Annotated in this window: 24 protein-coding genes; 8 read left to right on the top strand and 16 right to left on the bottom strand. The window is 67.9% G+C overall.

Going from position 1 to position 26,627, the window contains the following annotated elements; translation table 11 throughout:
• Nucleotides 1-6: 6 nt before the first annotated feature.
• Nucleotides 7-489 carry a hypothetical protein gene (locus H3O04_RS00965; protein WP_202586904.1) on the bottom strand — a complete coding sequence of 161 codons (483 nt, stop codon included), beginning with the start codon at nucleotides 487-489 and terminating at the stop codon, nucleotides 7-9.
• A gap of 152 nt (nucleotides 490-641) precedes the next feature.
• On the opposite strand from H3O04_RS00965, the gene H3O04_RS00960 reads away from it, so the two are divergent.
• Nucleotides 642-1,022, top strand: coding sequence for a hypothetical protein (locus H3O04_RS00960; RefSeq protein WP_202586956.1), 381 nt, complete (start codon nucleotides 642-644; stop codon nucleotides 1,020-1,022).
• A 140-nt stretch (nucleotides 1,023-1,162) separates the two neighbouring features.
• On the opposite strand, the gene H3O04_RS00955 is transcribed toward H3O04_RS00960, so the two are convergent.
• The 9 genes from H3O04_RS00955 to H3O04_RS00915 all read right to left on the bottom strand — a co-directional run bounded on the left by H3O04_RS00955 (nucleotide 1,163) and on the right by H3O04_RS00915 (nucleotide 13,061).
• Nucleotides 1,163-3,865: a GH92 family glycosyl hydrolase gene (locus H3O04_RS00955; RefSeq protein ID WP_237666122.1), complete on the bottom strand. Its 2,703-nt coding sequence runs from the start codon at nucleotides 3,863-3,865 to the stop codon at nucleotides 1,163-1,165.
• 416 nt (nucleotides 3,866-4,281) lie between these two features.
• The gene (locus H3O04_RS00950; RefSeq protein ID WP_202586903.1) at nucleotides 4,282-5,469 is read right to left on the bottom strand and encodes a YncE family protein; all 1,188 of its coding nucleotides are present in this window, start codon (nucleotides 5,467-5,469) and stop codon (nucleotides 4,282-4,284) included.
• Nucleotides 5,470-5,596: 127 nt separating this feature from the next.
• Entirely contained in the window at nucleotides 5,597-7,099 is a 1,503-nt protein-coding gene (locus H3O04_RS00945; protein WP_202586902.1) for a M81 family metallopeptidase, read from the bottom strand.
• Nucleotides 7,096-8,385 (bottom strand): Zn-dependent hydrolase, encoded by a 1,290-nt coding sequence (locus H3O04_RS00940; RefSeq protein ID WP_202586901.1) that lies wholly within the window; start codon nucleotides 8,383-8,385, stop codon nucleotides 7,096-7,098. Before H3O04_RS00940 ends, H3O04_RS00945 begins: the two co-directional genes overlap by 4 nt.
• Nucleotides 8,386-8,419: 34 nt before the next feature.
• Nucleotides 8,420-9,121 (bottom strand): ABC transporter ATP-binding protein, encoded by a 702-nt coding sequence (locus tag H3O04_RS00935; RefSeq protein WP_006481111.1) that lies wholly within the window; start codon nucleotides 9,119-9,121, stop codon nucleotides 8,420-8,422.
• Nucleotides 9,118-9,885 (bottom strand): ABC transporter ATP-binding protein, encoded by a 768-nt coding sequence (locus H3O04_RS00930; RefSeq protein ID WP_202586900.1) that lies wholly within the window; start codon nucleotides 9,883-9,885, stop codon nucleotides 9,118-9,120. Before H3O04_RS00930 ends, H3O04_RS00935 begins: the two co-directional genes overlap by 4 nt.
• A complete protein-coding gene (locus tag H3O04_RS00925; protein ID WP_201317244.1) occupies nucleotides 9,882-10,925 on the bottom strand; it encodes a branched-chain amino acid ABC transporter permease in 1,044 nt (347 codons plus the stop codon). The genes H3O04_RS00930 and H3O04_RS00925 overlap by 4 nt, the downstream gene beginning before the upstream one ends.
• Nucleotides 10,922-11,782 (bottom strand): branched-chain amino acid ABC transporter permease, encoded by an 861-nt coding sequence (locus H3O04_RS00920; RefSeq protein WP_027792118.1) that lies wholly within the window; start codon nucleotides 11,780-11,782, stop codon nucleotides 10,922-10,924. Before H3O04_RS00920 ends, H3O04_RS00925 begins: the two co-directional genes overlap by 4 nt.
• A gap of 70 nt (nucleotides 11,783-11,852) precedes the next feature.
• Nucleotides 11,853-13,061: an ABC transporter substrate-binding protein gene (locus tag H3O04_RS00915; RefSeq protein ID WP_023476392.1), complete on the bottom strand. Its 1,209-nt coding sequence runs from the start codon at nucleotides 13,059-13,061 to the stop codon at nucleotides 11,853-11,855.
• 229 nt (nucleotides 13,062-13,290) lie between these two features.
• Between H3O04_RS00915 and H3O04_RS00910 the strand changes: the two genes are divergently transcribed.
• Complete coding sequence (locus tag H3O04_RS00910; protein WP_011549274.1) at nucleotides 13,291-14,148, top strand: FadR/GntR family transcriptional regulator; 858 nt, start codon at nucleotides 13,291-13,293, stop codon at nucleotides 14,146-14,148.
• Between the two features lie 232 nt (nucleotides 14,149-14,380).
• Here H3O04_RS00910 and H3O04_RS00905 read toward each other — a convergent pair whose 3' ends face one another.
• Genes H3O04_RS00905 through H3O04_RS00895 form a run of 3 tightly spaced genes read right to left on the bottom strand, consistent with a single transcriptional unit; the run spans nucleotide 14,381 to nucleotide 18,686 of the window.
• Nucleotides 14,381-15,820, bottom strand: coding sequence for an aldehyde dehydrogenase family protein (locus H3O04_RS00905; RefSeq protein WP_202586899.1), 1,440 nt, complete (start codon nucleotides 15,818-15,820; stop codon nucleotides 14,381-14,383).
• Between the two features lie 28 nt (nucleotides 15,821-15,848).
• Nucleotides 15,849-17,246 (bottom strand): aspartate aminotransferase family protein, encoded by a 1,398-nt coding sequence (locus H3O04_RS00900; RefSeq protein ID WP_202586898.1) that lies wholly within the window; start codon nucleotides 17,244-17,246, stop codon nucleotides 15,849-15,851.
• Between the two features lie 51 nt (nucleotides 17,247-17,297).
• On the bottom strand, nucleotides 17,298-18,686 hold the full coding sequence (locus H3O04_RS00895; RefSeq protein WP_202586897.1) for an APC family permease: 1,389 nt from the start codon (nucleotides 18,684-18,686) through the stop codon (nucleotides 17,298-17,300).
• A 251-nt stretch (nucleotides 18,687-18,937) separates the two neighbouring features.
• On the opposite strand from H3O04_RS00895, the gene H3O04_RS00890 reads away from it, so the two are divergent.
• Nucleotides 18,938-20,032, top strand: coding sequence for an AraC family transcriptional regulator (locus tag H3O04_RS00890; protein WP_202586896.1), 1,095 nt, complete (start codon nucleotides 18,938-18,940; stop codon nucleotides 20,030-20,032).
• A 481-nt stretch (nucleotides 20,033-20,513) separates the two neighbouring features.
• On the opposite strand, the gene H3O04_RS00885 is transcribed toward H3O04_RS00890, so the two are convergent.
• A complete protein-coding gene (locus H3O04_RS00885; RefSeq protein WP_023476396.1) occupies nucleotides 20,514-20,696 on the bottom strand; it encodes a hypothetical protein in 183 nt (60 codons plus the stop codon).
• On the opposite strand from H3O04_RS00885, the gene H3O04_RS00880 reads away from it, so the two are divergent.
• From H3O04_RS00880 to H3O04_RS00865, 4 genes are read left to right on the top strand one after another with little or no spacing between them, the layout of a single operon-like run.
• Complete coding sequence (locus tag H3O04_RS00880) at nucleotides 20,695-21,411, top strand: ABC transporter permease (RefSeq protein WP_012337081.1); 717 nt, start codon at nucleotides 20,695-20,697, stop codon at nucleotides 21,409-21,411. The two genes, H3O04_RS00885 and H3O04_RS00880, sit on opposite strands and share 2 nt — an antisense overlap.
• Entirely contained in the window at nucleotides 21,408-22,319 is a 912-nt protein-coding gene (locus tag H3O04_RS00875) for a glycine betaine ABC transporter substrate-binding protein (RefSeq protein WP_202586895.1), read from the top strand. Before H3O04_RS00880 ends, H3O04_RS00875 begins: the two co-directional genes overlap by 4 nt.
• A gap of 11 nt (nucleotides 22,320-22,330) precedes the next feature.
• Complete coding sequence (locus tag H3O04_RS00870) at nucleotides 22,331-22,984, top strand: ABC transporter permease (protein WP_074808240.1); 654 nt, start codon at nucleotides 22,331-22,333, stop codon at nucleotides 22,982-22,984.
• On the top strand, nucleotides 22,981-24,159 hold the full coding sequence (locus H3O04_RS00865) for an ABC transporter ATP-binding protein (RefSeq protein WP_202586894.1): 1,179 nt from the start codon (nucleotides 22,981-22,983) through the stop codon (nucleotides 24,157-24,159). The genes H3O04_RS00870 and H3O04_RS00865 overlap by 4 nt, the downstream gene beginning before the upstream one ends.
• Before the next feature lie 155 nt (nucleotides 24,160-24,314).
• Here the strand turns inward: H3O04_RS00865 and H3O04_RS00860 are convergent, their stop codons facing one another.
• Entirely contained in the window at nucleotides 24,315-24,692 is a 378-nt protein-coding gene (locus H3O04_RS00860; protein ID WP_202586893.1) for a sugar ABC transporter ATPase, read from the bottom strand.
• Between the two features lie 292 nt (nucleotides 24,693-24,984).
• On the opposite strand from H3O04_RS00860, the gene H3O04_RS00855 reads away from it, so the two are divergent.
• Entirely contained in the window at nucleotides 24,985-25,965 is a 981-nt protein-coding gene (locus H3O04_RS00855) for a bifunctional helix-turn-helix transcriptional regulator/GNAT family N-acetyltransferase (protein ID WP_124623230.1), read from the top strand.
• Between the two features lie 95 nt (nucleotides 25,966-26,060).
• On the opposite strand, the gene H3O04_RS00850 is transcribed toward H3O04_RS00855, so the two are convergent.
• The gene (locus H3O04_RS00850) at nucleotides 26,061-26,618 is read right to left on the bottom strand and encodes a DNA-binding protein (protein WP_237666121.1); all 558 of its coding nucleotides are present in this window, start codon (nucleotides 26,616-26,618) and stop codon (nucleotides 26,061-26,063) included.
• Between the last annotated feature and the right edge of the window lie 9 nt (nucleotides 26,619-26,627).

The raw sequence follows: 26,627 nt of genomic DNA, 5'->3' as shown, positions 1-26,627 counted from the left end.
GGCCGCTCAGACCTGCGTCGACACCAGGCCGCCCGACGGCGAGCCGCCGGATTTCTCGAGTGCCGCGGCGAGTTGCGAGATCGCCGTCGCCAGCGCGGCCGAAATCGCGCTGGCTTCCGCGCTCAGCGACTGCTGTTCGACGGCCGCGGCCGGGTCGTCCTTCGCGCGCTGGGCGGCGGTAGCCATCTGCCGCTCCAGCGTCGCGAGCTGCTTCTGCAGCCGCTCGATCAGCGCCTTCAACTGGGCAACTGCCGGGTCTTCCGACGATGCGCCCGCCGCACCGGGCGTTTCGCCGGTGGCGCCGGCCGAATCCTTCGTGCCGGAGGTGCTGGAGGTACTTGTCGTACCGGTCGCCCCCGTCGTGCCGTCCGTGCCCGTCGTGCTCGCGGCATTCGTTGCGCCGGTGGGCGACGTCGCGGAGGGCGGATTCGCGGCCGCGCCGCTATCCGCGAGCGGGGATCGGGCGGTCGGGGAGAAATCGATCTGCATCGTGTCGGTCCGTATGTCGATAAACGAAGTGACAGGGCGAAAATCGCCTTCCAGTTCGTTTACGGCATTCGTCACACGAAACTTGAATATCGGGGCCGGGTGGATTGCCGTGCGATGAGCACAATGGAACGGGAAAGGGCCAGATTGGCGGCATGACGGCGCTGGTAAAATCGCCGCTTCGCCGGCTGGCTACGCATGTCGAGCACCTTCCCGTGCTCGACCGCGACGCCGCCGGCTTCGACTCCCGGCCCCCGTTGCGCGCGGCATGCGACATGGGCCGGCGCCGCGATCGCGGCTTCCCGAGTAGCCGTTTCCGTCCGTCCGCATGCGCTCGCCCGCTCGAGCGGCGAACGCCGCGCGGCACACATTCACCTCATCACGCATTCGAGGAACACACGATGGCCCGCATCGGCGCCTTCTGCATCACGACGTGGCTCGCCGCCGCGATTCTCTACTTCGGCCAGCACTCCGTCGCGATGATCGTGCTCAGCGGTGTCGTGGTGTTCGGCGGATTCGATCTGCTGCGTCCGTAAGTGCGCGGCCGTACCGAGTGCCTCTTGTCGCACGCATCCTCGTGCGTGCGTCGCAGGTTCGCCAGTTCCTTCAATCCTTGAAGCGCTGCGACGCTCGCGACGGATGCGCGCAGCGCAGCGCCCCGCGCGTACCCTTGCGTTCATCGCACGCCGCCCTGGTGCTGCATGCGCATCGCGGTTGACGCACCGCCCGCCGTCATCTGCGTGTAGTCCGCATTCGGCCCGGATGGCGGCGTCAGGTTGTCGGCGGCCGCCCATTGCGTCGGCGTGGCGGACAGCGCATAGCTCATCGTGCCGCCATTGGCGATCTTGCCCAGCGGTAGCCACGAGCCCGCGTAGTCCGTGCCGTTGACCTTCAGCGACTGGATGTACGGGAACGCGGCATGGCCGGTATCGTCGGCCGCGACCTGCTTGTCGCTTTCGAGTCGCAGCGTCTTGCCGTTGCCGAGCCAGACCGTGATCCCGCTGAACTGCGGCGTCGACAGCGCAAGACCGGCTTCCGACGGAATCACCGGGAACATGCCGAGCGTCGCCCACACGTACCAGCTCGACGTCGCGCCCATGTCGTCGTTGCCCGGCAGGCCGTCGCGGCCGGTGCCGAACGTCTGCGCCATGATGATCGGCAGGATGTACTGCGCCCCGCTCGGTTGCCCGGCCCAGTTGTAGCCCCACGGCGACTGGAACGACGGTTCGTTGCCGATATAGAGGCCGTTCGACGATTCGCCACCGTTCAGGCTGCCGGCGGTCGGCACGGTCGAATACGGCGTCGTGATCGAGAACAGCTTGTTCAGCCGCGCGACGGCCGCCTGCTTGCCGCCGATCGCGTCGATCAGCGCGGACCAGTCCTGCGCGAAGGTCCAGAAGTAGTTCGGCTCCGTCGATTCATGGAACGCGCCCTGCACGAGCGTGCCCAGCGTGCCGGGCGCCGCCCCGGCCGGCGGCGCGTTGCGCGCGGCGATCACCTTGTTCGGGTAGTCGAAGATGTTGCGCCACCACGACGCACGCGTATACAGCGTGCCGATGTTGTCCGCCGTCACGCCGACCGACGGCGCGTTCAGCACGCCGGCAGGCAGCGCCTGCAGGAACGCGGCCGCGGAGCGGTCGCTCAGCACGCGCTCGATGGTCGCGGACGACGAATGGCCGTCGTCGCTCTGCGACAGGTAATGGGCCGTCAGGAAGTTGGCGAGCCCGGGCGCACTCGCGCGGTCGTTGCACGCGCTCGACGGATCGAACACCGACTGCTTCGTCAGCCGTGCGGCCGACACCAGGTCGAAGTCGGTCGCGCCGAACTTGTAGGAACCGGCAATCACGTTCAGTGCGTTGTCGCCCGCCATCGGCGTCGAATCGTCGCTGCCGTCGACCCAGTGCGGGAACGCGCCGCATTGCAGCCCGTCGACGACGAGCGACTGCATCATGTCGCTCGCTTCCCGCGGGGCAAGCAATGCCAGCAGTTGCGCCTGCGACCGGTACGTATCCCACAGCGAGAAGCCCGTGTAGTGATTGGCGCCGCCGCCTTGCGAGCCGTCGGGACGTTTGTACGCGTAGTCCTTCACGTTCGCGGTGGCACGCTGCGGGACGGTGCCGGTCCGGTCGACCGAGGTCGGATAGCTGCCGTTCGCGTTCCTCGGCTGACGCATGCTGCGGAACTCGCCATTCGTGTCGCTATAGAGCGTCGGCGCGCTGAATACGTGATACAGCGCCGTATAGAACTTCGTGAGGTTCGCCTTCTGCGTGGCGTTCAGCGCAGCCGGGTCCTTCGCCTGATCGATCTGGATCGTATTGAGCCGGTCGTTCCACGCCGCCGATGCCTTCGCACGCGCATCGTCGAACGCGAGTTTTTCACCCTCGGCCGCGAGGTTGGCCTGTGCGTTCGACACGCTGACGGACGAGATGCCGACCTTCACGGTGACGGTCCTGTCGTCATCGGTCAGGTCGAACTGCAGCGTCGCGGCGCCGTTGCTCGCGGTATTCACCGACGACGTACCGGTTTGCTTGCGCAGCGGCTTGTCGAAGGTCGCATAGAAGTACACCGGAGCGTTCCAGATTGTGCCGTACGGCGTGCAGAACGCCGGCGCGACCGCCTGCCCGCTCATCGACTTGCCGTCGCCGGCGATCGCAAGCGCCACGTTGTTCGCGGTGATGCTCGTGCTGCCCGAATCGCTATTGCCGTTCAGCTTCGCATCGACCGAGAAGAAACCCTTGTCCTTGTCCGTGTACGTAAAGCGCGCGAGGCCGGCGCGCGCGGTCGCGCTCAGCTCCGTCGTGATGCCACTCGCGAGGCGTACCTTGTAGTAGCCCGGTTGAGCCACTTCGTCCGAATAGCTGTATGCGATACCGGTCGGCCTGCCGCCCGGTGCGATGGCGTTCGCCCCGTCGGTGGGCAGCATCGCGACCGCGCCCTGCCCCGGACAGCCGACGCCGCTCAGGTGCGTGACGCTGAAGAAGTCGATCGTGCCGCCCGACCCACCCGACGACAGGTAGCCGCCCGAGCCGTTGAAGTTGTAGCGCGGTGTGTTCGGACCGAAATCCACCATTCCGAACGGCACGGTGGCGCCCGGGTTCACGTTGCCCCCGTAGCCGGAGTCATTGTTGACCTGCGTGCCGATCAGCGGGTTGACGAACTGCGTCAGCTGCATGTTGGTGCGCGCGGGCGTGGACGGTTGGCCGGGTTGTGATGGCTGCCCGGGCTGCGATGGCCCCGATGTCGATGGCCCGTCCGTGCCGCCATTACCGGCGGTGCCGCCGCTGCCGGCGATCGACGGGCTGTTCACGTCATCGCCGCCACACGCGGCGAGCGCCGCACCCGTCAGCGCAGCGACGATCAAGAGTCGTGTATTTTTCATTTTTCGTTTAGCACCGTTAATTAAACGAGTCGTCCTGCGTCGACGATGTTCCGGCGGGGCGTCAGGCTTGCCGCCTTGCGCGGCGCGACGCCGGCTGGTCTCCCATCGGCGTCGCACGGACTCCCGCTTGCGAATATCCGGCGCGCTATCGCGCGGCCCGCGATTTACCTCGGACCATCGGCGCCGTTCCCGCGGACCTACAGTGCCGCAACGACTGTTTATTCACCACAAGAAGTTTCCCGAATTTTCAGTTTGTTTAACTAAACAAATGGGAGTTAAGTGGCTTTGGGTACAAATTGCCGAGGCTTGTTACGTTGCAACCAGACTGGAGAGGGGGGCTCGACGGGCACCCGAAGAAACCGGGTGCCGTTTTCACTCAGGGATACGAACGAATGGATGAAGCGTGCGACGACGCGTCAGCGCGGCAACGTCCTCAACGAAGACGGCCCGCCCGTCAGCGCGATCCGCTTGCCCGTATCGCGCAGCTTGCCGCCTTCGACCGCATACAGCGCAAGCTGCCGTTCGACGTTGAATTGCACGATCACGTGCCGGCTGTCCGCGGTAAACACGATGCCCTGCGCGGCTTCGCCGCCCGGCACCTCGTTCACCTTCACGGCCCGCCCGTCGCGGATCTCGAACAGCAGCACCTTGCCGAGCTTGTGGCGGCCCGGGTTGTCGGCCGTCAGGTTCGAGCCGTCCATCGCCTGCACGGCGATCCACTTGCCGTTCGGCGAAATCGCGACGCCTTCCGGCAGCGACGGCACCGTCAGGTACTGAACCGTGCGGAACGGCACGCGCGACACGTCGATCAGCGCGACCGAATCGGCGTCGCCCGCCAGCGTGCCGGTGTAACCCGGCAGCCCGGCGAGCCCGACGTTGCTGACGACGGCCCAGCGGTTGTCGCTCGACACGTCGATCGTGTAAGGCGCGACGCCCGTGCTCAGGCGCGTGCCGCTGTCGGTCACCTTGCCGTCGTCGACGTTCAGCACCGCGATGCCCTGCTCGTCGCGCAGCGACACGAGCGCATGCTTGCCGTCGTGCGTGAAGCTGATCCCGGCCAGCCGCTTCTTGCCGATTTTCAGGTTGCCGTCGAGCGTCACCTGCGTGCCGTCGATGTGCAGGATCGACACGCTGCCGTCGACGTTGGCGACAAGCGCAAGCCGGCCCGAGCGATCGATCGCGATCCCTTGCGGATGCGTGCCGAGCTCGATGCGCGTGATCGCGGGCGGTGCGCTGTCGAGATTCACGACTTGCAGAAACGTGTCGAATACGAGCTGCTTCGCGGCCGTGTCATAGCGCGTCGGCGCGCCGACCAGCGCAAGCTTCGCGTCGGGCGTGATCGCGACGGCCTGCGGCGGCCCCTGGATGCCGTTCTCGACGTCGACCTGCAGCGCGACCTTCGGCGGGAAGGTGCTCGCATCGAGCAGCGTCAGCGTGTCGGCGGGCGGGGAAGGCAAATAGGTGTCGCGGCCCTCGACGCGCTGGTACTTGCCGTCGTTGCCGGACACGATCCAGTCGGCGGCGTGCACGGTAACGGCCGTCGTGGCGAGGGTCAGCGCGGCGAGCAGGCGCGCGCTGCGCAGGCGGAAAGGATTCGAATGCATGGCGGTCGGTTCTCCGGATCGGTTGCGGACGCAATGGATTGCCCGACCCTGCTGCTCGACGGGCCGGCGCCATCGCATGATGCCCGAAAGCGGGCCGACCCGGCGTCTCGTGCCCGGTTCGGTTCCGTCAATCCGTGCGTCGCGTGCCCGATGACCACTCGACGATGTCGTCGAGCGGATACACCGGCCGCGCGAGCCGTTCGTAGCGGAACAGCCCGTAGTCCGAGCCCGTCACGCCGCGGCTGTCGCATTCGACCAGCGCGGACGAAATCGGCACGAACACCGGCCGGCAATACATCCGCGACTTCAGCAGCAGGAAGCGCGCACGGCGCGGATCGACGCCCACGCTCTCGAACACGCCGAGATCCCACGGCTCCTGCGTGCGCTCGGTGACGACCAGCGTGGCCGTGCCGATGTTGAGCACGGCCGCGCGGCCCATGTACGCACGCTGCCCGGTATACGTCGGCCCGGTGATCACGTATTCGCCGTCGGTGATCGCGCGCACGATGCCCGTCGCGCGAAACGGTTCGCGCCGCACGCCGCCATGCGACGGCAACCGGTTGCCGACCGGCACCGTGACGGTGGCGCCGACGCCCGCGTCGATCAGCGCCGCGACCGCCTCGGGGTCGCACAACGGTCCGCTGACGATCCCGTCGAGCCCGTGCGCGAGCGCGACTTCGAGCAGGTCCATCGTGTCGCACGGGCCGCCCGACATGCAGTTGTCGCCGTGATCGAGCATCAGCACGGGGCGGTCCGCGCCCTGTGCGAGTGCCGCGGCCTGCGCAACCGATTCGGCGAGCGGCGCGCTGCGATAGACGAATTCGTCGCGCGCGTCCCAGATCTGCCGCGCGATGCGCTCGGCCACTGCGTCGGCGGCGGCGCGGTCGCCATCGGCCACCACGACCACACTGATGCACGGTGCAGGAATATCCGCGAGCGAGAAGCCGGGCAGGATCGACACCGCGAGCATCCCGTCGGCCTCGGCCGCGCGCGCGGCCTCCACCGCGCGCCGCATCGCGCCTTCCGCGCTCGCGCTACGCAGCGTCGACGTCATCAGCGGCGGCTGCCGCCACGCGAGCACGGGCCGCGCGCGGCCGTACAGTCGGTCGAGCAGCAGCCGCGCCGCGTGCTCGCCCGTCTCGTACATGTCGACGTGCGGATAAGTCTTGAAGCTGACGAGCACGTCCGCGTTGTCGATCATCTTCTGCGTGACGTTCGCGTGCAGGTCAAGCGCGACCGCGATCGGCGCGTCGGGCAGCGCCGCGCGCACGCGCGCGAGCAGGTCGCCCTCGCCGTCCGCGCTCTGCTCGGCAACCATCGCGCCGTGCAGGTCGAGCATCACCGCGTCGCAGCCCGGCGCCGCGGCGACGATCGCATCGCAGATCGCCGCATACGCGTCGGCCGCGACCGGCCCGCTCGGGTTCGCGGCCGCCGACACGGGCGTCACGATGTCCGCGCCCGCGCGTTCGGCCGCGTCGATGAACGCCGCCGTCGCGGTACGCATCCCGCGATTCGCGCGATACGCGTCGTCGCCCCAGTCGGGGCCGTTGCGGCCGAACGCGGCGAGCGGCGTCGGCACCGGCGAGAACGTGTTGGTCTCGTGGTTCATCCGGGCGATCAGGATCTTCATCGCGCAGCGCCCTCCGCGATGCCGGCCGCGCCGAGCATCGCATGCAGCAGCACGTTGCAGCCGGCTTCCAGATGCGCCGGATCGGCGTCCTCGATCTCGTTATGGCTGATGCCGTCCTTGCACGGCACGAAGATCATCGCGGTCGGCGCGATGCGCGCGAGATACACCGCGTCGTGGCCCGCGCCGCTGATCACGTTCATCGACGACAGCCCGAGCGCGTGCGCGCCGGCGCGGACCTGCTCGACCAGCGCCGGATCGAACGGCTGCGGCGGAAAGTACACGACCGGCTCGATGTCGATCCGCATCCCGGCCGTCGCGCCGTGGTCGGCGCATGCCGCACGCAATTCCGCATCCATCGCCGTCAGCGTCGCATCGTCGGCCGCGCGCAGGTCGACGGTCAACGTCACGCGGCCGGGAATCACGTTGCGCGAATTCGGGTGCACGTCGACCCAGCCGACCGTGCCACGCCCGTGCGGCGGATGCGCACGCGCGATCTCGTTCACCTTGCGCACGAGATCGGCCGCGACCAGCAGCGCGTCGCGCCGCAGTTCCATCGGCGTCGGGCCCGCATGCGCCTCCATCCCGTGGACGGTCACGTCGTACCAGCGCTGTCCGAGCGCCCCCTCGACCACGCCGATCGTCATGTCATGCGCTTCCAGCACCGGCCCCTGCTCGATATGCGCTTCGAAATACGCGCCGACCGGATGCGCACCGTGCCCGTCGTCGGCACTGCCTGCATAGCCGATCGCGGCCAGCGCATCGCGCACCGACACGCCGTCGCGGTCGCATTGCGCGAGCGCATGGTCGAGCGTGAACGCGCCCGCGAACACGCCGGAACCCATCATCACCGGCACGAAGCGCGACCCTTCCTCGTTGGTCCAGACGGCCACCTCGAGCGGCGCGCGCGTGCGAACCCCGGCGTCGTCGAGCGTACGCAGCACCTCGAGGCCGGCCAGCACGCCGTAGTTGCCGTCGAACTTGCCGCCAGTGGGCTGCGTGTCGATATGGCTGCCCGTCGTCACGGGCGGCAGGTCGTCCCGTTCGCCCGCGCGCCGCGCAAAGATATTGCCGATCGCATCGACGCGCACCGTGCAGCCGATGTCCTTCGCCCATGCGACGAACAGGTCGCGCGCGTCGCGATCGAGTTCGGTGAGCGCGAGGCGGCACACGCCGCCCTTGTCGGTCGCGCCGATCCGCGCGAGCCGCATCAGGCTGTCCCACAGCCGCGCGCCATCGACGCGCAAGCCGGACGCCGCGACGCCCGGAGTCAAATCCTGTACTTGCATCGTTGCCATTCCTCGCATTGAAAGGGCACGGCGCTCATGCCACACCGACACCCAGGTAGCGGTCCTTCACGTCATGATCGGCCGCGAACGCCGCGTTGCTGCCTTCGTAGACGATCACGCCCTGTTCGATCACGAAGTGGCGGTCCGCGAGCTGCGTGCACACTTCGAGGTTCTGCTCGACGAGCAGGATCGCGACGCCGGCCGCCTTGATCCGCTTCAACTGCTCGACGATCTCCTCGACGATCACCGGCGCGAGCCCCTCGACCGGCTCATCGAGCATCAGCAGCCGCGGATGATTCATCAGCGCGCGGCCGATCGCGAGCATCTGCTGCTCGCCGCCCGACAACTGCGCACCGCCGTTGCGGCGGCGCTCCTTCAGGCGCGGAAAGATCCGGTAGATATCGTCGAGCTGCCACGGCGAATCGCGGCGCGCGCCGAGCCGCAGGTTTTCCTCGACCGACAGCAGCCGGAAAATCCCGCGATGCTCGGGCACGAAGCACAGTCCGCCCGCGGCGATCCGGTGCGCCGGCTGCCCGGCCACCGGCCGGCCCGCGAACGTCACCGTGCCGCCGGTCGGCGCGACGACGCCCGCGATCGTCTTCAGCGTCGTCGATTTGCCCGCGCCGTTGCGGCCGAGCAGCGTCACCGTCTCGCCTTCGTTCACGTTCAGCGAAATGCCTTGCAGCACGTGGCTCTTGCCGTAGCACGCGTGCACCTCCTTCACGTCGAGCATCATGCGCGGCCTCCGGTGATCATGTTGCCGAGATACGCGCTGCGCACGCGCGCGTCGCCGCGGATCGCATCGGGTTTGCCTTCGACCAGCACGCGCCCCTGCTGCATCACCGTGATCGTGTCCGAGATATCCATCACGATGCCCATGTTGTGCTCGATCAGCACGACCGTGTAGTCGTCGCGCAGGCCGCGGATCAGCGCCTTCATGTCGTCGAGATCGTCGATGCCCATGCCCGACGTCGGCTCGTCGAGGAAGATCGCGCGCGGCCGCGCCGCCAGCGCCATGCCGACCTCGAGCCGGCGCTGCTGGCCATGCGACAGCACGCCGGCCGCCGTGTCGGCGAAGCGCTGCAGGCCGAGCCGCTCGAGGACGTCGTCGACGATGCCGTCATGGGCGAGCGCGCCGCGCGGCGGCGTCCACGGATTCAGCGCCCGCCGCGATTCGACGCCCTGTGCGGCGACGCGCAGGTTCTCGCGCACGCTCAGGTTCGGAAACAGGCTCGTGACCTGGAACGAGCGTGCGATGCCGCGCCGCACGCGCTTGTAATCGGGTTCGTGCGACACGTCGTGGCTGTCGAACAGGATCGAGCCCGACGTGATCGGCAGCGTGCCCGTCAGCGTATGGAACAGCGTCGTCTTGCCCGCGCCGTTCGGGCCGATCACCGAATGCACGGTGCGCGGCATGATGCGCAGATCGACGCCGCCCAGCGCGGTGAACTTGCCGTAACGCTTGACGATGCCGCGTGCTTCGAGAATCGCTTCGCTCATTGCCGCTCCTTGACCGTGACCGCCGTGCGATCGCCACGCCGCAGCGACGCCACGATGCGTTCGCCCAGCCCCCACAACCCGCGCTGCATGAACAAGCTGACCGCGATCAGCACGAGGCCGAGCAGCAGCAGCCAGCGCGGCCACAGCGTCGACAGCCAGTCCGCGAACAGCACGTAGAACGCCGCGCCGAGCACCGACGCGAACAGGTTGCCCGTGCCGCCGATCACCGTCATCACGAGGATCATTTCACTCGTGTGATAGTCGATGTTCGACAGCGGCGCGATGCCCGTCATCAGCGCGTGCAGCGCGCCCGCCAGGCCCGTGACCGCGCCCGAGATCACGAACGCCGCGAGCTTGAAGCGTTTCACGTCGTAGCCGGCCGCCGCCGCGCGCGCCTCGTTGTCGCGAATCGCGAGCAGCGTGCGGCCGAACACCGAGCGCGACACGCGCAGCAGCAGCCAGAACACCGCGACGAACAACACCGCGACGAAGCCGTAGTAACGCCACGGCGAATCCAGCGCGACGAGCGGATGCCCGAACGCGGCGAGCGCGGGGCGCGGGATGTCGAGCAGCCCGTTGTCGCCGCCCGTCACATCCGGCGTCGTATACGCGAGGAAGTAGAACAACTGCCCGAACGCGAGCGTCAGCATCACGAAGTAAGTGCCGCGCTGCCGGATCGAGAACCAGCCGACGAGTGCGGCCGCGACGGCGCCGAGCACCGCCGCCGCCAGCAGCGCGACGCTCACCGATGCGACACCGCGCGTCAGCACCAGCCCCGCCGCGTAGCTGCCGAGCCCGAAGAAGATGCCCTGCCCGAACGACAGCAGGCCCGTGTACCCGAGCAGCAGATTGCAGCCGAGCGCGGCGAGCGCGAACACCAGCACTTCGGTCGCGAGCGAGCCCGAACTCAACACGAGCGGCAACACGCACGCGGCGACCACCGCGAGCCAGCCTTCCGGCCGCTGCAGCAGGCCGCGCCACGGCCGCGGGCGTTGCGACGCCGCCGCGCCGCGCGTCAGCGGTTTCGACGAATCGATCATGCGGCCCTCCCCAGCAAACCGTTCGGACGCAGCAGCAGTACGGCCGCCATTGCGACGTAGATCATCAATCGCGCGCCTTCCGGCCACAGCGTGCTCATCAGGCTCTGCACGATGCCGACCAGCAGCCCGCCGACCAGCGCACCGAGAAAATTCCCCATCCCGCCGACGACGACCACGACGAACGCGACGCCGAGCGCCTCGATCCCCATGAACGGATCGACGCCGCGGATCGGTGCGGCGAGCACGCCGGCCAGCGCGGCCGTCGCCGCGCCGAGCGCGAACACGAGGCTGAACACGCGCGTCACGTTGATGCCGAGCAGCGACACCATCTCCGTCGACTCGCTGCCCGCGCGCACCGTACTGCCGAGCCGGGTACCTTCGAGTACCCACCACAGCAACGCGGCGAGCACGGCCGTGAAGCCGATCACGAACAGCCGGTATTTCGGGTAGACGAAGCCGCCCCAGATCACGACGCCGTTCAGCGCATCGGGCGGCGGCACGTTGTCGCCGAGCGGGCCCCACGCGAGGATCGCGCACTCCTGCAGCACGAGCGCGAGGCCGACCGTCGCGAGGATGTGGAATTCGTGCTGCTGCGCGTACACGTGGCGCAGCACCAGCTTCTCGACGATCCATGCGAACGCGCCGACGACGAGCGGCACGACCGCGAGCGCGACCCAGAAATTCGCCGACCATTGCAGCGCCTGGTAGCAAAGATACGCGCCGAGCAGATAGAACGCGCCGTGAGCGAAATTCACGAAGCGCAGCAGGCCGAACACGATCGACAGGCCGACGGCGAGCAGGAAATACAGCATGCCCACGCCGATGCCGTTGACGATCTGCAGCAGATAGACGTTCATGGCTTCCGTGTCGGAGAGGAAGGTACCGGACGCCCGCGGCGCGCGTGGCGCCGCGAACGCATGCACGGCGTCACGCGAGCTTGCAGCCCGTCTTGTCGAGCGGCAGGAACGACTGGCCGGAGCTGACGATGTCGGCATAGTCGTCCGCGTTCTTCATCCGGCTCTTCGGCTTGCCCTTCAGCAGGTAGTAGTTCTTCAGCACCTGGTGGTCGCCCTTGCGGATTTCCTCCGGACCCGTGAGCCCGTCGTACTTCATCCCTTCCATCGCCGCGACGACCTTCTTCGGATCGGCGCTGCCGGCCTTCACCATCGCGTCGATCAGGATCTTCGAGCAGATGTACGAGCCCGCGAGGCTGTAGTTCGGGTTCGCCTTGAACGCGGCGTTCGCGCGCTTCACGAGATCGCGGTTCAGCGGCGAATCGATGCCGTGCCAGTATTGCGCGCCGAAATACACGCCGTCGCAGATGTCCGGCCCGAGCGCCTCGAACTGCTCGAGGCCCGATGCCCACGCGAGCAGGATCGTGCAGTTGCGCTTCATCCCGAAGCTGACGGCCTGGCGCAGCGTGTCCGACGATTGCGAGCCGAAGTTCAGGATCAGCAGCACGTCCGGCTGCGCGGCGGCCGCGTTCGTCAGGTAGCCGCTGAACTCCTTTTCGGCGAGCGAGTGATAGCTGTTGCCGACGTGCTCGATGCCCTTCTCCTTGAAGACCGCCTTCGCGGCCGACAGCAGGCCATCGCCGAACACGTATTGCGGCGTGATCGTGTACCAGCGCTTCGCCTTCGGCAGCATCTGGATCAACGGGCGCACCGTCTGCTCGATCGCGCCGAAGGTCGGCACGGACCAACGGAACGTCGCCGCGTTGCAGTCCTTGCCGGTGATCTCGTCCGCGCCGGCCGTCGTGATGAACACGCCGTCCGCCTTCTGGACTTCCTTGCCCATCGCCAGCGATTCGGACGACAGGATGCCGCCCGCGAAGAAACGCACGCCCTTCTGCTGCGCGATCTCCTGCACGCGCCGCACGGCCGTCGCGGGCTTGCCCTCGGTGTCGAGCGCCGTATAGGCGAGCGGCGCGCCGAGCACCTTGCCGTACTGCTTGACGGCGAGCTGCATGCCGAGATCGGCGTACTTGCCGTTGGCGGCGAACGGGCCGGACATCGGCACCGGGCAGGCAAGCTGGATGGGCGCGCCCTGCGCGAACGCGACCCGGGACGACATGCTGCCGAGCGCGCCCGGCACGGCCGACAGCGCGGCCAGTTTCAACAGTTCTCGGCGATTCAAGTTGACGCTCCTCATGAGGGGGACACACGCGATACGACCGACTGCCAAACCGTGCCCACGCCACTCTTCGATGCGCGCCGCCGGTTGATCCTATTTATCATGATAAATAGGATCAACCTGATGCTAGAGTTGATCAAAATTGGTGTCAATCAGGCAAAATTCCGTACCCGCGCCGGGACCGATCGTCGACGATGACGCAGGCGCGCGGTCAGACAAAGGAGTCGTGAAGATGGTCATGGACCGAGCCAGGGCGGGCCTCGCGGTCGAAATCAAGCAGCCGAAGCGGGCCGACCTCGTCGCCGAGGAGATCAAGCGGCTGATCACCGAGAAGGACCTGAAGCCGGGCGACCGCCTGCCGCGCGAGGCCGAGCTGCAGCAGCTCTATGCGGTGAGCAAGAGCACGATCCGGGAGGCGCTGAAATCGCTCGAGGTGCAGGGGCTCATCAAGGTCACGACGGGGCCGTCGGGCGGCGGGATGGTCGTCGAGGTGCCGCTCGACCGCACGCTTCAGCTGCTGCAGAACTACCTGTTCTTCAAGGACGTGACGATCGACGACATCTATACGGTGCGCAAGCTGCTCGAACCCGAGCTCGCTGCCGGCGCCGTGCCGCACCTGACCGAGCGCGACTTCGCGGCGCTGGAATCCAACATCGCGTGCTGCGACGGCGGGTCGGGCGTGCACGACCGCGGCCACATGCTGCGTCAGCGGCAGGAGGACACGACGTTCCACGACATCCTCGCGGCCGCGAATCCGAATCCGTTCCTGCGCTTCAGCTGCGAACTGATCAACGAGATGATCCGGCAATTGATCGAGTTCCGGAACGATACGCCGCTCGCCGAGCACAAGCGCTTCGGCGAGGCGAACGTGTCGATCCACAAGGCGATCCTGCAGGCCGCGCGCGAGCGCGATGTCGAACGCGTCCGTGCGCTGATGGTCGAGCACATGACCGAAGCGCCCAAGCATGTGAAGCGGATGAAAGGCAAGCTGCGCGGGCGGCTGATCCTCGATTCCGAGATCCGCCGGCGGGCCGCCGCCGCACCCGTTGCGGAGTCCGGTACGGCCGCGGCGGACCCGGAAGAGCGCTGAGCGGCAGCACGTGCGGCGTGGCGTCGAGGGCTGCAAGGGCCGACCGCTTCGCGGCGGCCCGAGGGTTTCTCCTGCGCCAGGTGCCGCGATGTGCCGGGCCGTTGCCGTTGCCGTTGCCGTTGCCGCTGCCGCTGCCGCTGAGCGCCGCGCCGGCGCCGGCGCCGGCACCGGCATCGGCACCGACATCGGCGGGAATGCACTCGCCGTGCGGTTCGCGCGCGCGATCAGATCGTCATCGCGCGCCGCCTTCCGTGTACCCGGTCGTCCCCTTCGTTTCCAGATACTCGACGAGGCCGAACTCCGCGTATTCGCGCCCGTTGCCCGAGCGCTTGTAGCCGCCGAACGGCGCGGCCGGGTTCCACGCCGGGTAGTTGATGTGAACATTGCCGACGCGCAACCGCGCCGCGATCCGGCGTGCGCGTTCGAGGTCCGTCGACTGCACGTAGGCCGCGAGCCCGTAGACCGAATCGTTCGCGAGCGCGACGGCCTCGTCCTCGGTCCGGTAGGTCATGATCGCCAATACCGGCCCGAAGATTTCCTCGGTTGCGATCGTCATGCCCGGCGTGACGTTCGAAAACACCGTCGGCCGCACGTAGAACCCGTCCGTCAGCCCCTCCGGCCGGCCGGGGCCGCCGGCGACGAGCGTCGCGCCTTCCTCGATCCCGAGCCGGATGAAATGCTGGATGCGATCGAACTGCGTGCGGCTGACCACCGGCCCGATGCCGGTTTCCGTCGATCGTGGATCGCCGACGACGGTGCGTTCCGCTTCCCGGCGCGCCGCCTGCTCGGCCCGCGCCAGGTGATCGACGTGCACGAGCATGCGCGTCGGCGCGTTGCACGACTGGCCGCTGTTGCTGAAGCAGCTACGCGCGCCGCGTATGACGGCATCCTCGATGTCCGCATCGGGCAGGATCAGGTTCGGGCTCTTGCTGCCGAGCTCCTGGTGCACGCGCTTCACGGTATCGGCCGCCGCCTTCGCGACCTCGACGCCCGCGCGCGTCGAACCCGTGAACGACACCATGTCGACCTCCGGATGCCGCGACAGCGCGTCGCCCACTTCATGCCCGCAGCCGTGCACGAGGTTGAACACACCGCGCGGCACGCCCGCTTCGTGCAGGATCTCCGCGAACAGGATCGCGCTGAACGGCGCGATTTCGCTCGGCTTGAGCACCATCGTGCAGCCGGCCGCGAGCGCCGGCGCGACCTTGCACACGATCTGGTTGATCGGCCAGTTCCACGGCGTGATCAGCGCGCACACGCCGATCGGCTCGTGCGATACCAGCAGCGAACCGGTCTGCGTGCTGAAGCGGAACGACTGCAGCGCGCGGATCGTCTGTTCGAGATGCGCGGTGCCGACCGCGGCCTGCATCGCCCGCGCGAACGCGATCGGCGCGCCCATCTCCTGGCTGATCGTCTGCGCGACCTCCTCGTAGCGGCGCTGGTAGATCTCGAGGATGCGCTTCAGCAACGCGACGCGCTCGTCCACCGACCCGCGCGAATACGTGTCGAAGGCCTGCCGCGCCGCGCCGACCGCACGGTCGACATCGGCCGCGCCGCCGATCGCGAGCCGCGCATACGGCCGCGCGGTGGCCGGGTCGATCACGTCGATCGATCGCGCGTCGGCCGGATCGAGCCACTGGCCGTCAATGTAGGACTGTTGTGACGTTCGCATCGAATGCTCCTGAAATGAAGGCTGCCGCTCAGCGCGTCGCCCGTGCATAGGACTCGACGAGGATGTCGCGGATCTGCGCGACGAACCAGACGATCTCGTCGCGCGACATCACGAGCGGCGGCGAGAACTGCAGGATCGGCGTGCCTTCGTGGTCGACGCCCGCGCGGCACAGCAGCCCCGCGTCGAAGATCGCCGGCGCGAGTATCGTCGACACGAACGCCTGCGCGCCGAGGCCCGCCGCCCAGCGGCGCGCGGCCTTGTCGGTCACGAGTTCGAGCGAGTAGTGATAGCCGTCGCCGCGCACGTCGCCGACGCACGGCAGTTCGAGCAGCCCGTCGAGCGTCTGGCGAAACACCGCTTCGTTGTCACGAACGTTCGCGAGCACGCCCTCGCGCTCCATGATCGCGAGGTTCGCGAGCGCGGCCGTGCATGCGACCGGATGGCCGCCGTACGTCGCGCCGTGCAGGAACATCTGCTGCGGCCCGTCGAGCACCGTGTCGACGACCGCGTCGCTCGCGATCACGCCGCCGAGCGGCACGTAGCCCGACGCGATGCCTTTCGCGAACGTGATGATGTCCGGCTTCAGCCCGTAGCGCGCCGACCCGAAATACTCGCCGAGCCGGCCGAACCCGCAGATCACCTCGTCGGCCACGAGCAGCACGCCGTGCCGGTCGCAGATGTCGCGCAGGCCGGCCGCGTAGCCGGCCGGCGGCGTCAGGCTGCCGCCCGCGTTCTGCAGCGGCTCGACGACGATCGCGGCGACCGTGTCCGGCCCCTCCTGCACGATCAGCGATTCGATCTCGTCGAGCAGATGGCGCGTGAACTGCGCTTCCGTCTCGCCCGCAGGGCGCCCGTAGCGCTTCGTGTTGCCCACATGGCGCACGCCCGACATCAGCGGCTCGAAATGCTTGCGGAAGTTCGTCATCCCGTTCAACGCGAGCGCGCCGAACGACGTGCCGTGATACGCGACGCGCCGCGCGATGAACTTGCGCCGCTGCGGCTCGCCGCGCGACTGGTGATACTGGCGCACCAGCTTGATCGCCGACTCGTTCGACTCCGAGCCGCTCGACGTGAAGAACACGCGGTTCAAGCCGTCGGGCGCGAGCGCGGCGAGCTGGTGCGCGAGCCGGATCGCCGGTTCGTGGCCCACGCCCCAGTTGGTCGCGAACGGCAGCCGCGCCATCTGCTCGCGGATCGCATCGCCGATCTCCGCGCCGTGGCTGTAGCCGACCTGCACGCAGTACAACCCGGCGAGCCCGTCGAAATAGCGCTTGCCGTTGCGGTCGACGAGCCAGCAGCCTTCGCCGCGGTCGAACACGGTCAGCGCGTTCTCGCGGTATGCATCGGCATGCGTGAAGTGCATCAGCAGATGGCGCTTGCCGAGCGCCTGCAGGTCCGCAGCGGAATTGACGTCAACAGCGTGCATGGATCACTCCTCCTTCAGGGTTTCAAAACCGGCATCGCGCATGCCGGCCATTCAATTCATCGACAGCGTCGGCGCCGGGCGCGTGAAGCCGCGCGTCAGCCATACGAGCTGGCAGAGCCCGAGCACGAGCCAGCCGATGCCGACATAGAACGTCTGGCGCGACAGCCCCGACCAGAGCCACACGTTCATCGCGAAGCCGATCGCCGGCATCAGGCCGTACGCGATCCAGCCCGCGGCGTGGCGATGCTCGGGCTGGCCCAGATAGCTGCGCATCACGCACAGGTTCACGATCGCGAACGCGACGAGCGCGCCGAAACTGATCATCGTCGACGCAAGATCGAGCGTGATGAACAGCGCGGACAGCGACACGACGCCAACCGCGAGCGTCGCGCGCACCGGCGTGCGCAGCCGCGCATGCAGATGACCGAACACCGATTCGGGCAGCACGCGGTCGCGGCCCATCGCGAACAGCACGCGCGTCACGCTCGCCTGGCCCGCCATCGCACTCGCGAAGCAGCCGGCCACGTACACCGCCACGAAGAACGCCGACAGCGTGCGGCCGCCGACTCGCCGCATCAGGTCGAGGCTCGCCGAATCGAGATCCTTGAACGCGTGCCAGTCGGGAAACACCAGTTGTCCGACATACGCGATCAGCATGAACAGCAGGCCGCTCGCAAGCGTGCAGAGCAGGATGGCGCGCGGCACCGTGCGCCGCGGCTCGCGCGTTTCCTCCGACAGTGTGGTGACCGCATCGAAGCCGAGGAACGACAGGCACAGGATCGCGGAGCCGGCGAAGATCGCGCGCGCATCGCCGGACGACGGCAACGCGACGGCCATCGACAGCCCTTCGCCGGCCGCGACGTGCGCCGACGCGATCACGAAGACCGCGATGAACACGAGCTGGCTCGCGATCAGGATCAGGTTCACGCGATTGACGAGCCGGATGCCGACGATGTTCAGCCCGGTGATCAGCGCGATGCTGCCGACGATCCACACGCTGGCCGGCACCGCCGGAAAGATCTGCTTCATGTAGATGCCGATCGCGAGGTAGCTGATCATCGGGATGAACAGGTAATCCATCAGCAACGCCCAGCCGACCATGAAGCCGGCCGACGTACCGAAGTTGCGGCTCGCGAACGTATAGGCCGACCCGGCGCTCGGCATCAGCCGCGCCATGTGGCCGTAGCTGCGCGCGGTGAACAGCATCGCGATCAGCGTGACCGCGTACGCGGCCGTCAGATGCCCGTTCGTCTCGCTCGTGACGAGGCCGTAGGTCGTGAACACCGTCATCGGCAGCATGTACGCGAGGCCGAAGATCACCAGCGTCGAGAGTCCGAGCAGATGCGGCTTGCGTGCGTCCGTGTCGCCGCGCTGCGCGTCCGCGCCGAATTCATGCATCGCGACGGCCGATGTGGTTCGACCTGGCCTGTCGTTGTCCATGCTGTCCTCACGTGGGTGGCGTCCATGACTTCAACACGCGTGCGTCCGGCGCTGCCGGTGGGGCACGACTGGAAGAAAGTGTGGTGCGCCAAAAAATCGACGACGAATGAGAAAAGCGGACGTAATCGAGGGATATTTCCGGACATGTGGTCGCGCATCGCGCCGCTCCGCCCTGCATGCTGCTGTGCCGCACTGGCGTTTTGCGGACATTCCGGCTATGTTCTGTGCGACCCCGTCACCGCATCGGCACCATGGACAGCCGTTCCCAACGAAACCAGAGTCGGGCCGAGCGCAGCCTGCGTTCGGCGCTCGGCCTCGCGCGCCCGGCCGGACGCCAGGAGGACATTCCCGCCACGGTCCACGCGATCGCGGTCGCGCTGGACGAGTGCCGCGTGCGGCGCATCGCCGGCGCCGCGCTGCTCGAAGGCACCGGGCTGGGCGCGGACGAAGTCGCGTCGCCGAACCTGCACGTGAATCGCGGCCAGGAGCAACGGTGCTTCCGCAACCTGCTGCGCTGCAGCGGCGTACCGTCGATCGGGCTGTCGATCGGCGCGCGGCTGCATGTGTCGACGCTGGGTCTCGCCGGCTACGCGATGCTGATCAGCGGCTCCGTGATGCAGGCGTTCCGCTGCATGGGCCAGTTTCCGCTGTTCATGGGGCTGTATTTCGACGTGCGCGTCGACGCGCACGCCGGCGGCATGAGCGTGACCATCGGCCGCTACAACGGCGAGCCCGATCTCGAGGTGTTCCAGGCCGACATGTGCCTGTCGAGCCTGCGCCTGATCGTGTCCGATCTCGTCGGCAAGCCGGTGTGGCCCGAGCAGGTGCAGCTCGCGCGCCGCACGCCGCGCAACGCGGCCGACTACGCGCGCCACTTCGGCTGCCCGGTCGTCTTCAATGCGGCCGACAACCGGCTCGTGTTCACGTCCGTGGACGGCACGGAGGCGCCGCGTCTCGCGAACGAAGTCAGCTTCAATGCACTGCACGGCCAGTGCGAGGTGCTCGAACGGCAGTGGGCCGCGTCGGTCGGCACGCGCTTCGCCGATCGCGCGAAGGAGTTGATGGCGCGCGACCTCGTGCGCTTCAAGTCGATGACGGCGCTCGCCGGCGCGCTGCATCTGACCGAACGCACGCTGCGCCGGCGGCTCGACAAGGACGGCATCACGTTCCAGTCGTTGCTCGACGACGTGCGTCGCGACGAAGCCGTGCGGTTGCTCGACGATCACGCGTTGACGGTCGCCGCGATCGCCGAGCGGCTCGGCTACAGCGAGCCGCGCAGCTTCCGCCATGCGTACCGGCGCTGGACCGGCAAGACGCCGCGCTCGGAGTCGGACGCCGACGCGTGAACCCGATGCGCGGTATTCGTCGTTCACGCGCGTCGCGGGAATCGAAGTCGTCGAATATCGCGCGGCACTCGGCGTGCGCGGGAAGACCGCGCCGACGATCGCGCGACTGCCGACCAACGTGATCGGCACGCGTGCGCCGCGACGACGGTTTTACCGAACTGATTCGGTCTTCGAATCAATTTTTACGCACGCAGCGCTTCGCAACCGCGCTCCCGGCGACGCATCGCCGCGATCGCCCTCGGGTAGACGCGATTTATCGATTGTTCTATACTCGCGTCAACTTCATCACAAAACGCATGATCTCGTGCGCAACGTGATGTCATTTCGCACTTCGTTGCGCATGCATCCGTTTCGCCACGTCAAAGGGGCCTCCGGCCCCAGCGGTCGGCTTCCAGCCGCCCGCATCCATGCCGTCTTCACAAGACGGTGCCCTGCTCGAACGCGCCTCGCCGTTACGGCGCCGCCGGGCTGAACCTGACAATCAGACGAACGCGTCGTTGCGTTCACCCGACCGCCAGCCGCACCTCGGTGCAGCCGGCAGCACTGTTTCCGTCAGTTCAATCGCGGCCATGCCGGGATCACGAACTTCCATCGCGACGCCATGCGGCGTCATCGCGGCGTGCGCCTGCGCGCGCCGCACCGAATCGAGGAGGCGTATCTTCATGACTCGACGCACTGTCCAGCTGGTGGGCAGCCTGGTGGCAATCATCGCCGTGGGATGGGCATTGGCGCGCGGCATCGGCGCCGAAACGTTCCATCAGCGCGCGGACGATCTCGCCTATTACGCGGGCCAGCACATGCTGCTGGTCGTCTATTCGATGACACTGGCCATCGCCGTGGGCGTGCCGGCCGGCGTGCTGCTGAGCCGGCCGCGATTCCAACATCAGGCCGAGCGCTTCATGCAGGTCTTCAACATCGGTAACACGATCCCGTCGCTCGCGGTGCTCGCCATCGCGCTCGGCATCTTCGGCATCGGCAACGTGCCCGCGATCGTCGCGCTGTTCCTCGCGTCGCTGCTGCCCGTCACACGCAATGCCTACGAAGGCATGAAGAACGTGCCGGCCGCGCTGCGCGAGGCCGCCAAGGGCATCGGCATGACCGGCTGGCAGTCGCTGGTTCGCGTGGAACTGCCCAATGCACTGCCGATCATCGTCGGCGGCGTGCGCACCGCGCTCGCGATCAACGTCGGGACGGCGCCGCTCGCGTACCTGATCGGCGCGGACAGCCTCGGCTCGCTGATCTTCCCCGGCATCTACCTCGACAACCAGCCGCTGCTGCTGCTCGGCGCATCGCTCACCGCGATCCTCGCACTGGTGCTGGACGGCATCGTCGCGGCCGGCAGCCGCCATTGGCTCGCACGCCATGGAGGTGCCGCATGACGCTTCATCGCATCCTTCGATCGCTCGCGCGCCTGTGCGCCGCCGGCGTGCTGTGCGTCGCGGCCGGCACGCCGGCATTCGCCGCGAAGCTCGTGCTCGGCGCGAAGAACTTCACCGAGCAATACGTACTCGCGGAACTCACGTCGCAATACCTGCGCTCGCGCGGCTACGACGTCGAAGTCCGCGCCGGGCTCGGCAGTACGCTCGCCCGCAGCGCGCTGGAGAACGGCCAGTTCGACCTGATGTGGGATTACACGGGCACCGCGGCGCTCGTCTACAACAAGATCCAGGACAAGCTGTCGCCCGAGGAAATGTACCGGCGCGTCAAGGCGCTCGACGTGCCGCGCGGGCTCGTGTGGCTCGACGCGTCGCCGCTCAACGACACCTACGCGATCGGCCTGCCGAGCCAGCTCGCGCAGGCCACCGGCATCCGGACGGTGTCGCAGCTTGCCGAGCACCTGAAGACCGATCCCGCCGCGAAGCACTACGTGTTCGGCATGGACGCGGAGTTCGCGAACCGCCCCGACGGCCTCAAGCCGCTGCTCGCCGCCTACGGCATGCAGTTCAGCCGCGCGCAACTGAAGCAGATGGACCCGGGGCTCGTCTATACGGCCCTGCACAACAACCAGTTGAAGATCGGCCTCGTCTACACGACCGACGGACGCGTGAAAGGCTTCGGCATCGTGCCGCTCGAGGACGACAGGCACTTCTTCCCGCCGTACAACGCGACGCCCGTGGTCCGCAAGGGCACGCTTGAAAGCAATCCGAAGCTCGCGACGCAGCTCAACGCGCTGTCGGCCGCGCTCGACAACGACGCGATGCAGGCGATGGCCAAGGCGGTCGATCTCGATGGCAAATCGCCGCGCGACGTGGCCGATGCGTTCCTGCGCACCCACCCGCTACCTTGAAGGAGCAACCGATGAGCGTATTCGACTATCTCGCTTCGAGCTGGCCCGAGCTGCTGCAGCTCACGCTGCAGCACATGTGGCTCGTCGCGATCGCCGTGGGCTGCGCGATCGTCGCCGGCGTACCGCTCGGCATCCTGATCAATCGCCACGACTGGCTCGCCGGGCCGCTGCTGGGCATTGCCACGCTCGTGCTCACGCTGCCGTCCATCGCGCTGTTCGGCCTGATGATCCCGTTGTTCTCGCGCTTCGGCCAGGGTATCGGCGCCGCGCCCGCGATCACCGCCGTGTTCCTCTACTCGCTGCTGCCGATCATGCGCAACACCTACCTCGCGTTGCACAACGTGGAGGCGGGGATCAAGGAAGCCGGCACCGGCATCGGCATGACGTCGTGGCAGCGCCTGCGCCTCGTCGAGCTGCCGCTGGCGGTGCCCGTGATTCTCGCGGGCGTGCGCACCGCGGTCGTGATGAACATCGGCGTAATGACGATCGCCGCCGTGATCGGCGCGGGCGGCCTCGGCACGCTGATCCTGCGTGCGATCGGCCAGAGCAGCATGATGAAACTGCTGGTGGGCGCGGTGCTCGTGAGCCTGCTCGCGATCGTCGCCGACCGGCTGCTGCAGATGCTGCAACGTGCATTGACACCGAAGGGAGTGCAGAAGACATGATCGAACTCGACAAACTGACCAAGACCTTCACGCGCAAGGACGGCCAGGCCGTACGCGCGGTGGACGCCGTGAGCCTGTCGGTGCCCGAAGGGGAAATCTGCGTGTTCCTCGGCCCGTCGGGCTGCGGCAAGACCACCACGCTCAAGATGATCAACCGGCTGATCGCCGCGACCTCGGGCCGCGTGCTCATCAACGGCGAGGATACGGCGCAGCTCGACGAAGTCGACCTGCGGCGCCATATCGGCTACGTAATCCAGCAGATCGGGCTGTTTCCGAACATGACGATCGAGGAAAACATCACCGTCGTGCCGCGCCTGCTCGGCTGGGACAAGAAGCGCTGCGCCGAACGCGCGCGCGACCTGATGTCGATGGTCGCCCTTGACCCGAAGCTGTACCTGAAACGCTATCCGCGCGAGCTGTCGGGCGGGCAGCAGCAGCGCATCGGCGTGATTCGCGCGCTGGCCGCCGATCCGCCCGTGCTGCTGATGGACGAGCCGTTCGGCGCGGTCGATCCGATCAACCGCGAATCGATCCAGAACGAGTTCTTCCAGATGCAGCGGCAACTGAACAAGACCGTGATCATGGTGAGCCACGACATCGACGAAGCGATCAAGCTGGGCGATCGCATCGCCGTGTTCCGGCGCGGCCAGCTCGTGCAGTACGATCACCCCGACACGTTGCTGGCGCGCCCGCGCGACGAGTTCGTCGCGCAGTTCGTCGGCCAGGACAGCACGCTCAAGCGCCTGCTGCTCGTGAAGGCCGGCGACGCCGCCACGCAACCCGAAACGGCGCGCGTCGATACGCCGCTCGCGCATGCCTTGGCGGTCATGGACGAAACCGACTGCCGCTATCTGACCGTGCTCGACGACACGAGCCGGGCGCTCGGCTACGTGACGCGCCGCGCGGCACGCACCGACGGCGGCGGCGTGTGCGGCGAACGCGTGACGCCGTTCCCGGCCGGCGTCGCGGCGGACGACAACCTGCGCATCGTGCTGTCGAAGATGTATCAGTACAGTGTGTCGTGGATGCCGGTGCTCGACCCCGACGGCGCGTGGCTCGGCGAGATCACGCAGGATTCGATCGCCGCGTACCTCAGCTCGGGCCGATCGCGCCGGCAAACCGGCCAGCCGCCGGGCAGCCCGGCCGAGGCGGTTGCCGCGGTCGCCACGTCCTGAGTCGCGCCCGGGCCGGCGCTTCGTGGCGCCGGCTTCGGGAAGCGGATCGATGCCGTGCGTTGCGGAAAAATGTCATCGTGTTCGTTCGAGCATCCCGCGGCGAAAACCACTGCAATGACAACCGTCATCCGGTTTTCCGGCACACGCGATCCGCCTCAGCGCTGCGGCGTGCGGACTTTTCCGTCGACCTTCAACGTGCGCCGGTCGCGCGCGGCCTCGTATTCGACCGTCTGCGCCGGCGTGACCGCGCCATAGGATCGCCCGTTCACATAGACGACGCCGTCGCGCAACTCGATCCTGTCGCCGTCGACCGTCGCAGTAGCCCGGTCGCCCTGCAATACCGCGCCCGAACACCCGGCGGTCGAGAAGCTGCGGACCGAGGTACCCGGCATCGCGCCGTTCCCGCCGCCCTGATCCGCCGCATGCGCGGCGCTGCACGGCGGCGCGTCCATCGCGCCGGCCGCATGGAGCGGCGCCGCCCCGATGCCGCTCCCGGCGAGCAACGCGATCGTCATCGGCAACAGCTTGTTCATGGTGATCTCCGTGGTCCGTGGTCCGCGTTCGTCGATCGAGGATCGGTCGATGCCCCTGCTCGCAGGCCGGCCAGCTCCGGCCAGTATGCGGCCACTTATCCACGCCGGGCCATCCGCTTCTGTACCAGTCGCGAGCGCGCCGTTCCGGCTGCCCCCCACGTCGCGTCGGCCTGGCCGTCCGGCCACGCGCAAGCGCCGCCCCGAAGCAATCGGTCCCGCATGAAAATCCGCCTTGCTCAAGTTGCGACTCGCAACTATTATTGATTGCGATACGCAACCTTTCAGGGCAACCATGGACCTCATCGACGCACCGGCCAAGCCGCGCGACGCGACCATCCTCGAGCTGCGCGATTTCTCGCGCAAACTGGTGCGCGAGCTCGGCTTCATGCGCGCGACGCTGGCCGACAGCGACTGGGCGCCGTCGGCCGTGCACGCGATCCTCGAGATCGGGATGGCGCCCGGCATCAACGCGAAGGATCTCGGCGCGATCCTGCGGCTCGACAAGTCGAACACGAGCCGGCAACTCGCGCGGCTCGAAGCGGCCGGTGTCGTGGAGCGGCGCGTATCGAGCGAGGACGCGCGCGCGATCGAGCTGTACCTGACCGCCGAAGGCAAAAAGCTTCAGAAAAGAATCGACACGTTCGCGACCGACCAGGTGTCGAATGCGCTTCGTCGCATGATTCCGGCCGACCAGCAGGCGCTGCTGCGTTCGCTCGCGCTGTATGCCGATGCGCTCGCCCAGGACAACGCGGCCAGGGCGAGCGTCGCGCCCGCCGACGCACCGTCGATTCGCGAGGGCTATCAGCCGGGCTGCATCGGCGACATCGCGAGCCTGCATGCGCGCTTCTATGCGGAACACTGGGGTTTCGGCGCCTTCTTCGAACAACGCGTGGCGACCGAGCTGGCCGCCTTCGCGGGTGCGCTGCCGGCCGACGGCAAGGCGCTCTGGCTGTGCCAGGAAGACGGCCGGACGCTCGCGTCGCTCGCGATCGACGGCGACCCGGCGACGGGCGTCGCGCACCTGCGCTGGTTCATCGTCAACGACGCGTTGCGCGGCTCGGGCGTCGGGCGTCGGTTGATGACGCTCGCGATGCGTTTCGTCGACGAGCACCGGTTTCGCGAAACCTACCTGTGGACCTTCAAGGGGCTCGATGCCGCACGCCATCTGTACGAGTCGTTCGGCTTTGCGCTGACGAGCGAAAGCGCGGGCACGCAGTGGGGGACCGAGGTCGTCGAGCAGCGCTTCAGCCGGCCCGGGCCGTCCGGCGGCTGAGATCGGCGGACGCCGTCGCTGCGCAGGTCGTCATGCGTTCTCGTCTTGAATGACACACGCGCATCCCGACGAAAGGAATCGCCTCGATCCCTGAACTATCGACCCGCCTGCGCCTGCTCCGCCGTAAACGCATCGTCGATGAACCGGATCACGTCGTCGAGCGACGACGTGCACACCGCGTCCGCGGCAAGCGACCGAAACGCACCGTCCGGCCCGAAGCAGACGAGCGGCTTGTGCCAGCGCTGCGCGAGCGCAATTTCCTCGGCGGTACCCGGCCCGCCCGGCAGCGCGACGATCAGGTCGCTGCTCAGCACGTTCACGTAGTTGCGGTTGATCGTGCCCGGCGCGGCGCCCGGTTCGCGGCGCGGCAGCGGCGTGAGGACCGGGATGTCGACGAACGGATGCGGATAGCCGTCGAGCGGCACGAAGCCCGCGACCGGATCGGCCTGCGTCGGCAGGATGCCGATCGACCGGCCGGCGCGACCGGGCACGCCGGCGAACGCGCGCGCGACCGCCAGCATCACGCCCTGCCCGCCACCCGTCAGCAGGTTGAAGCCGGCCTGCGCGAGCCACGCGCCGAGCGGTTCCGAAAACGCGAGCCACGGCTCCTTGCCCGAGCCCATCACGCCGATCGTCCTGTTGTTCCGTTGCATCGTGGTTTC

Source organism: Burkholderia sp. KCJ3K979, assembly GCF_016759955.1.
Lineage (GTDB): Bacteria > Pseudomonadota > Gammaproteobacteria > Burkholderiales > Burkholderiaceae > Burkholderia > Burkholderia orbicola.
Note: the sequence above shows the minus strand (reverse complement) of the source record. Positions and strands in the feature narration are given on the sequence as shown.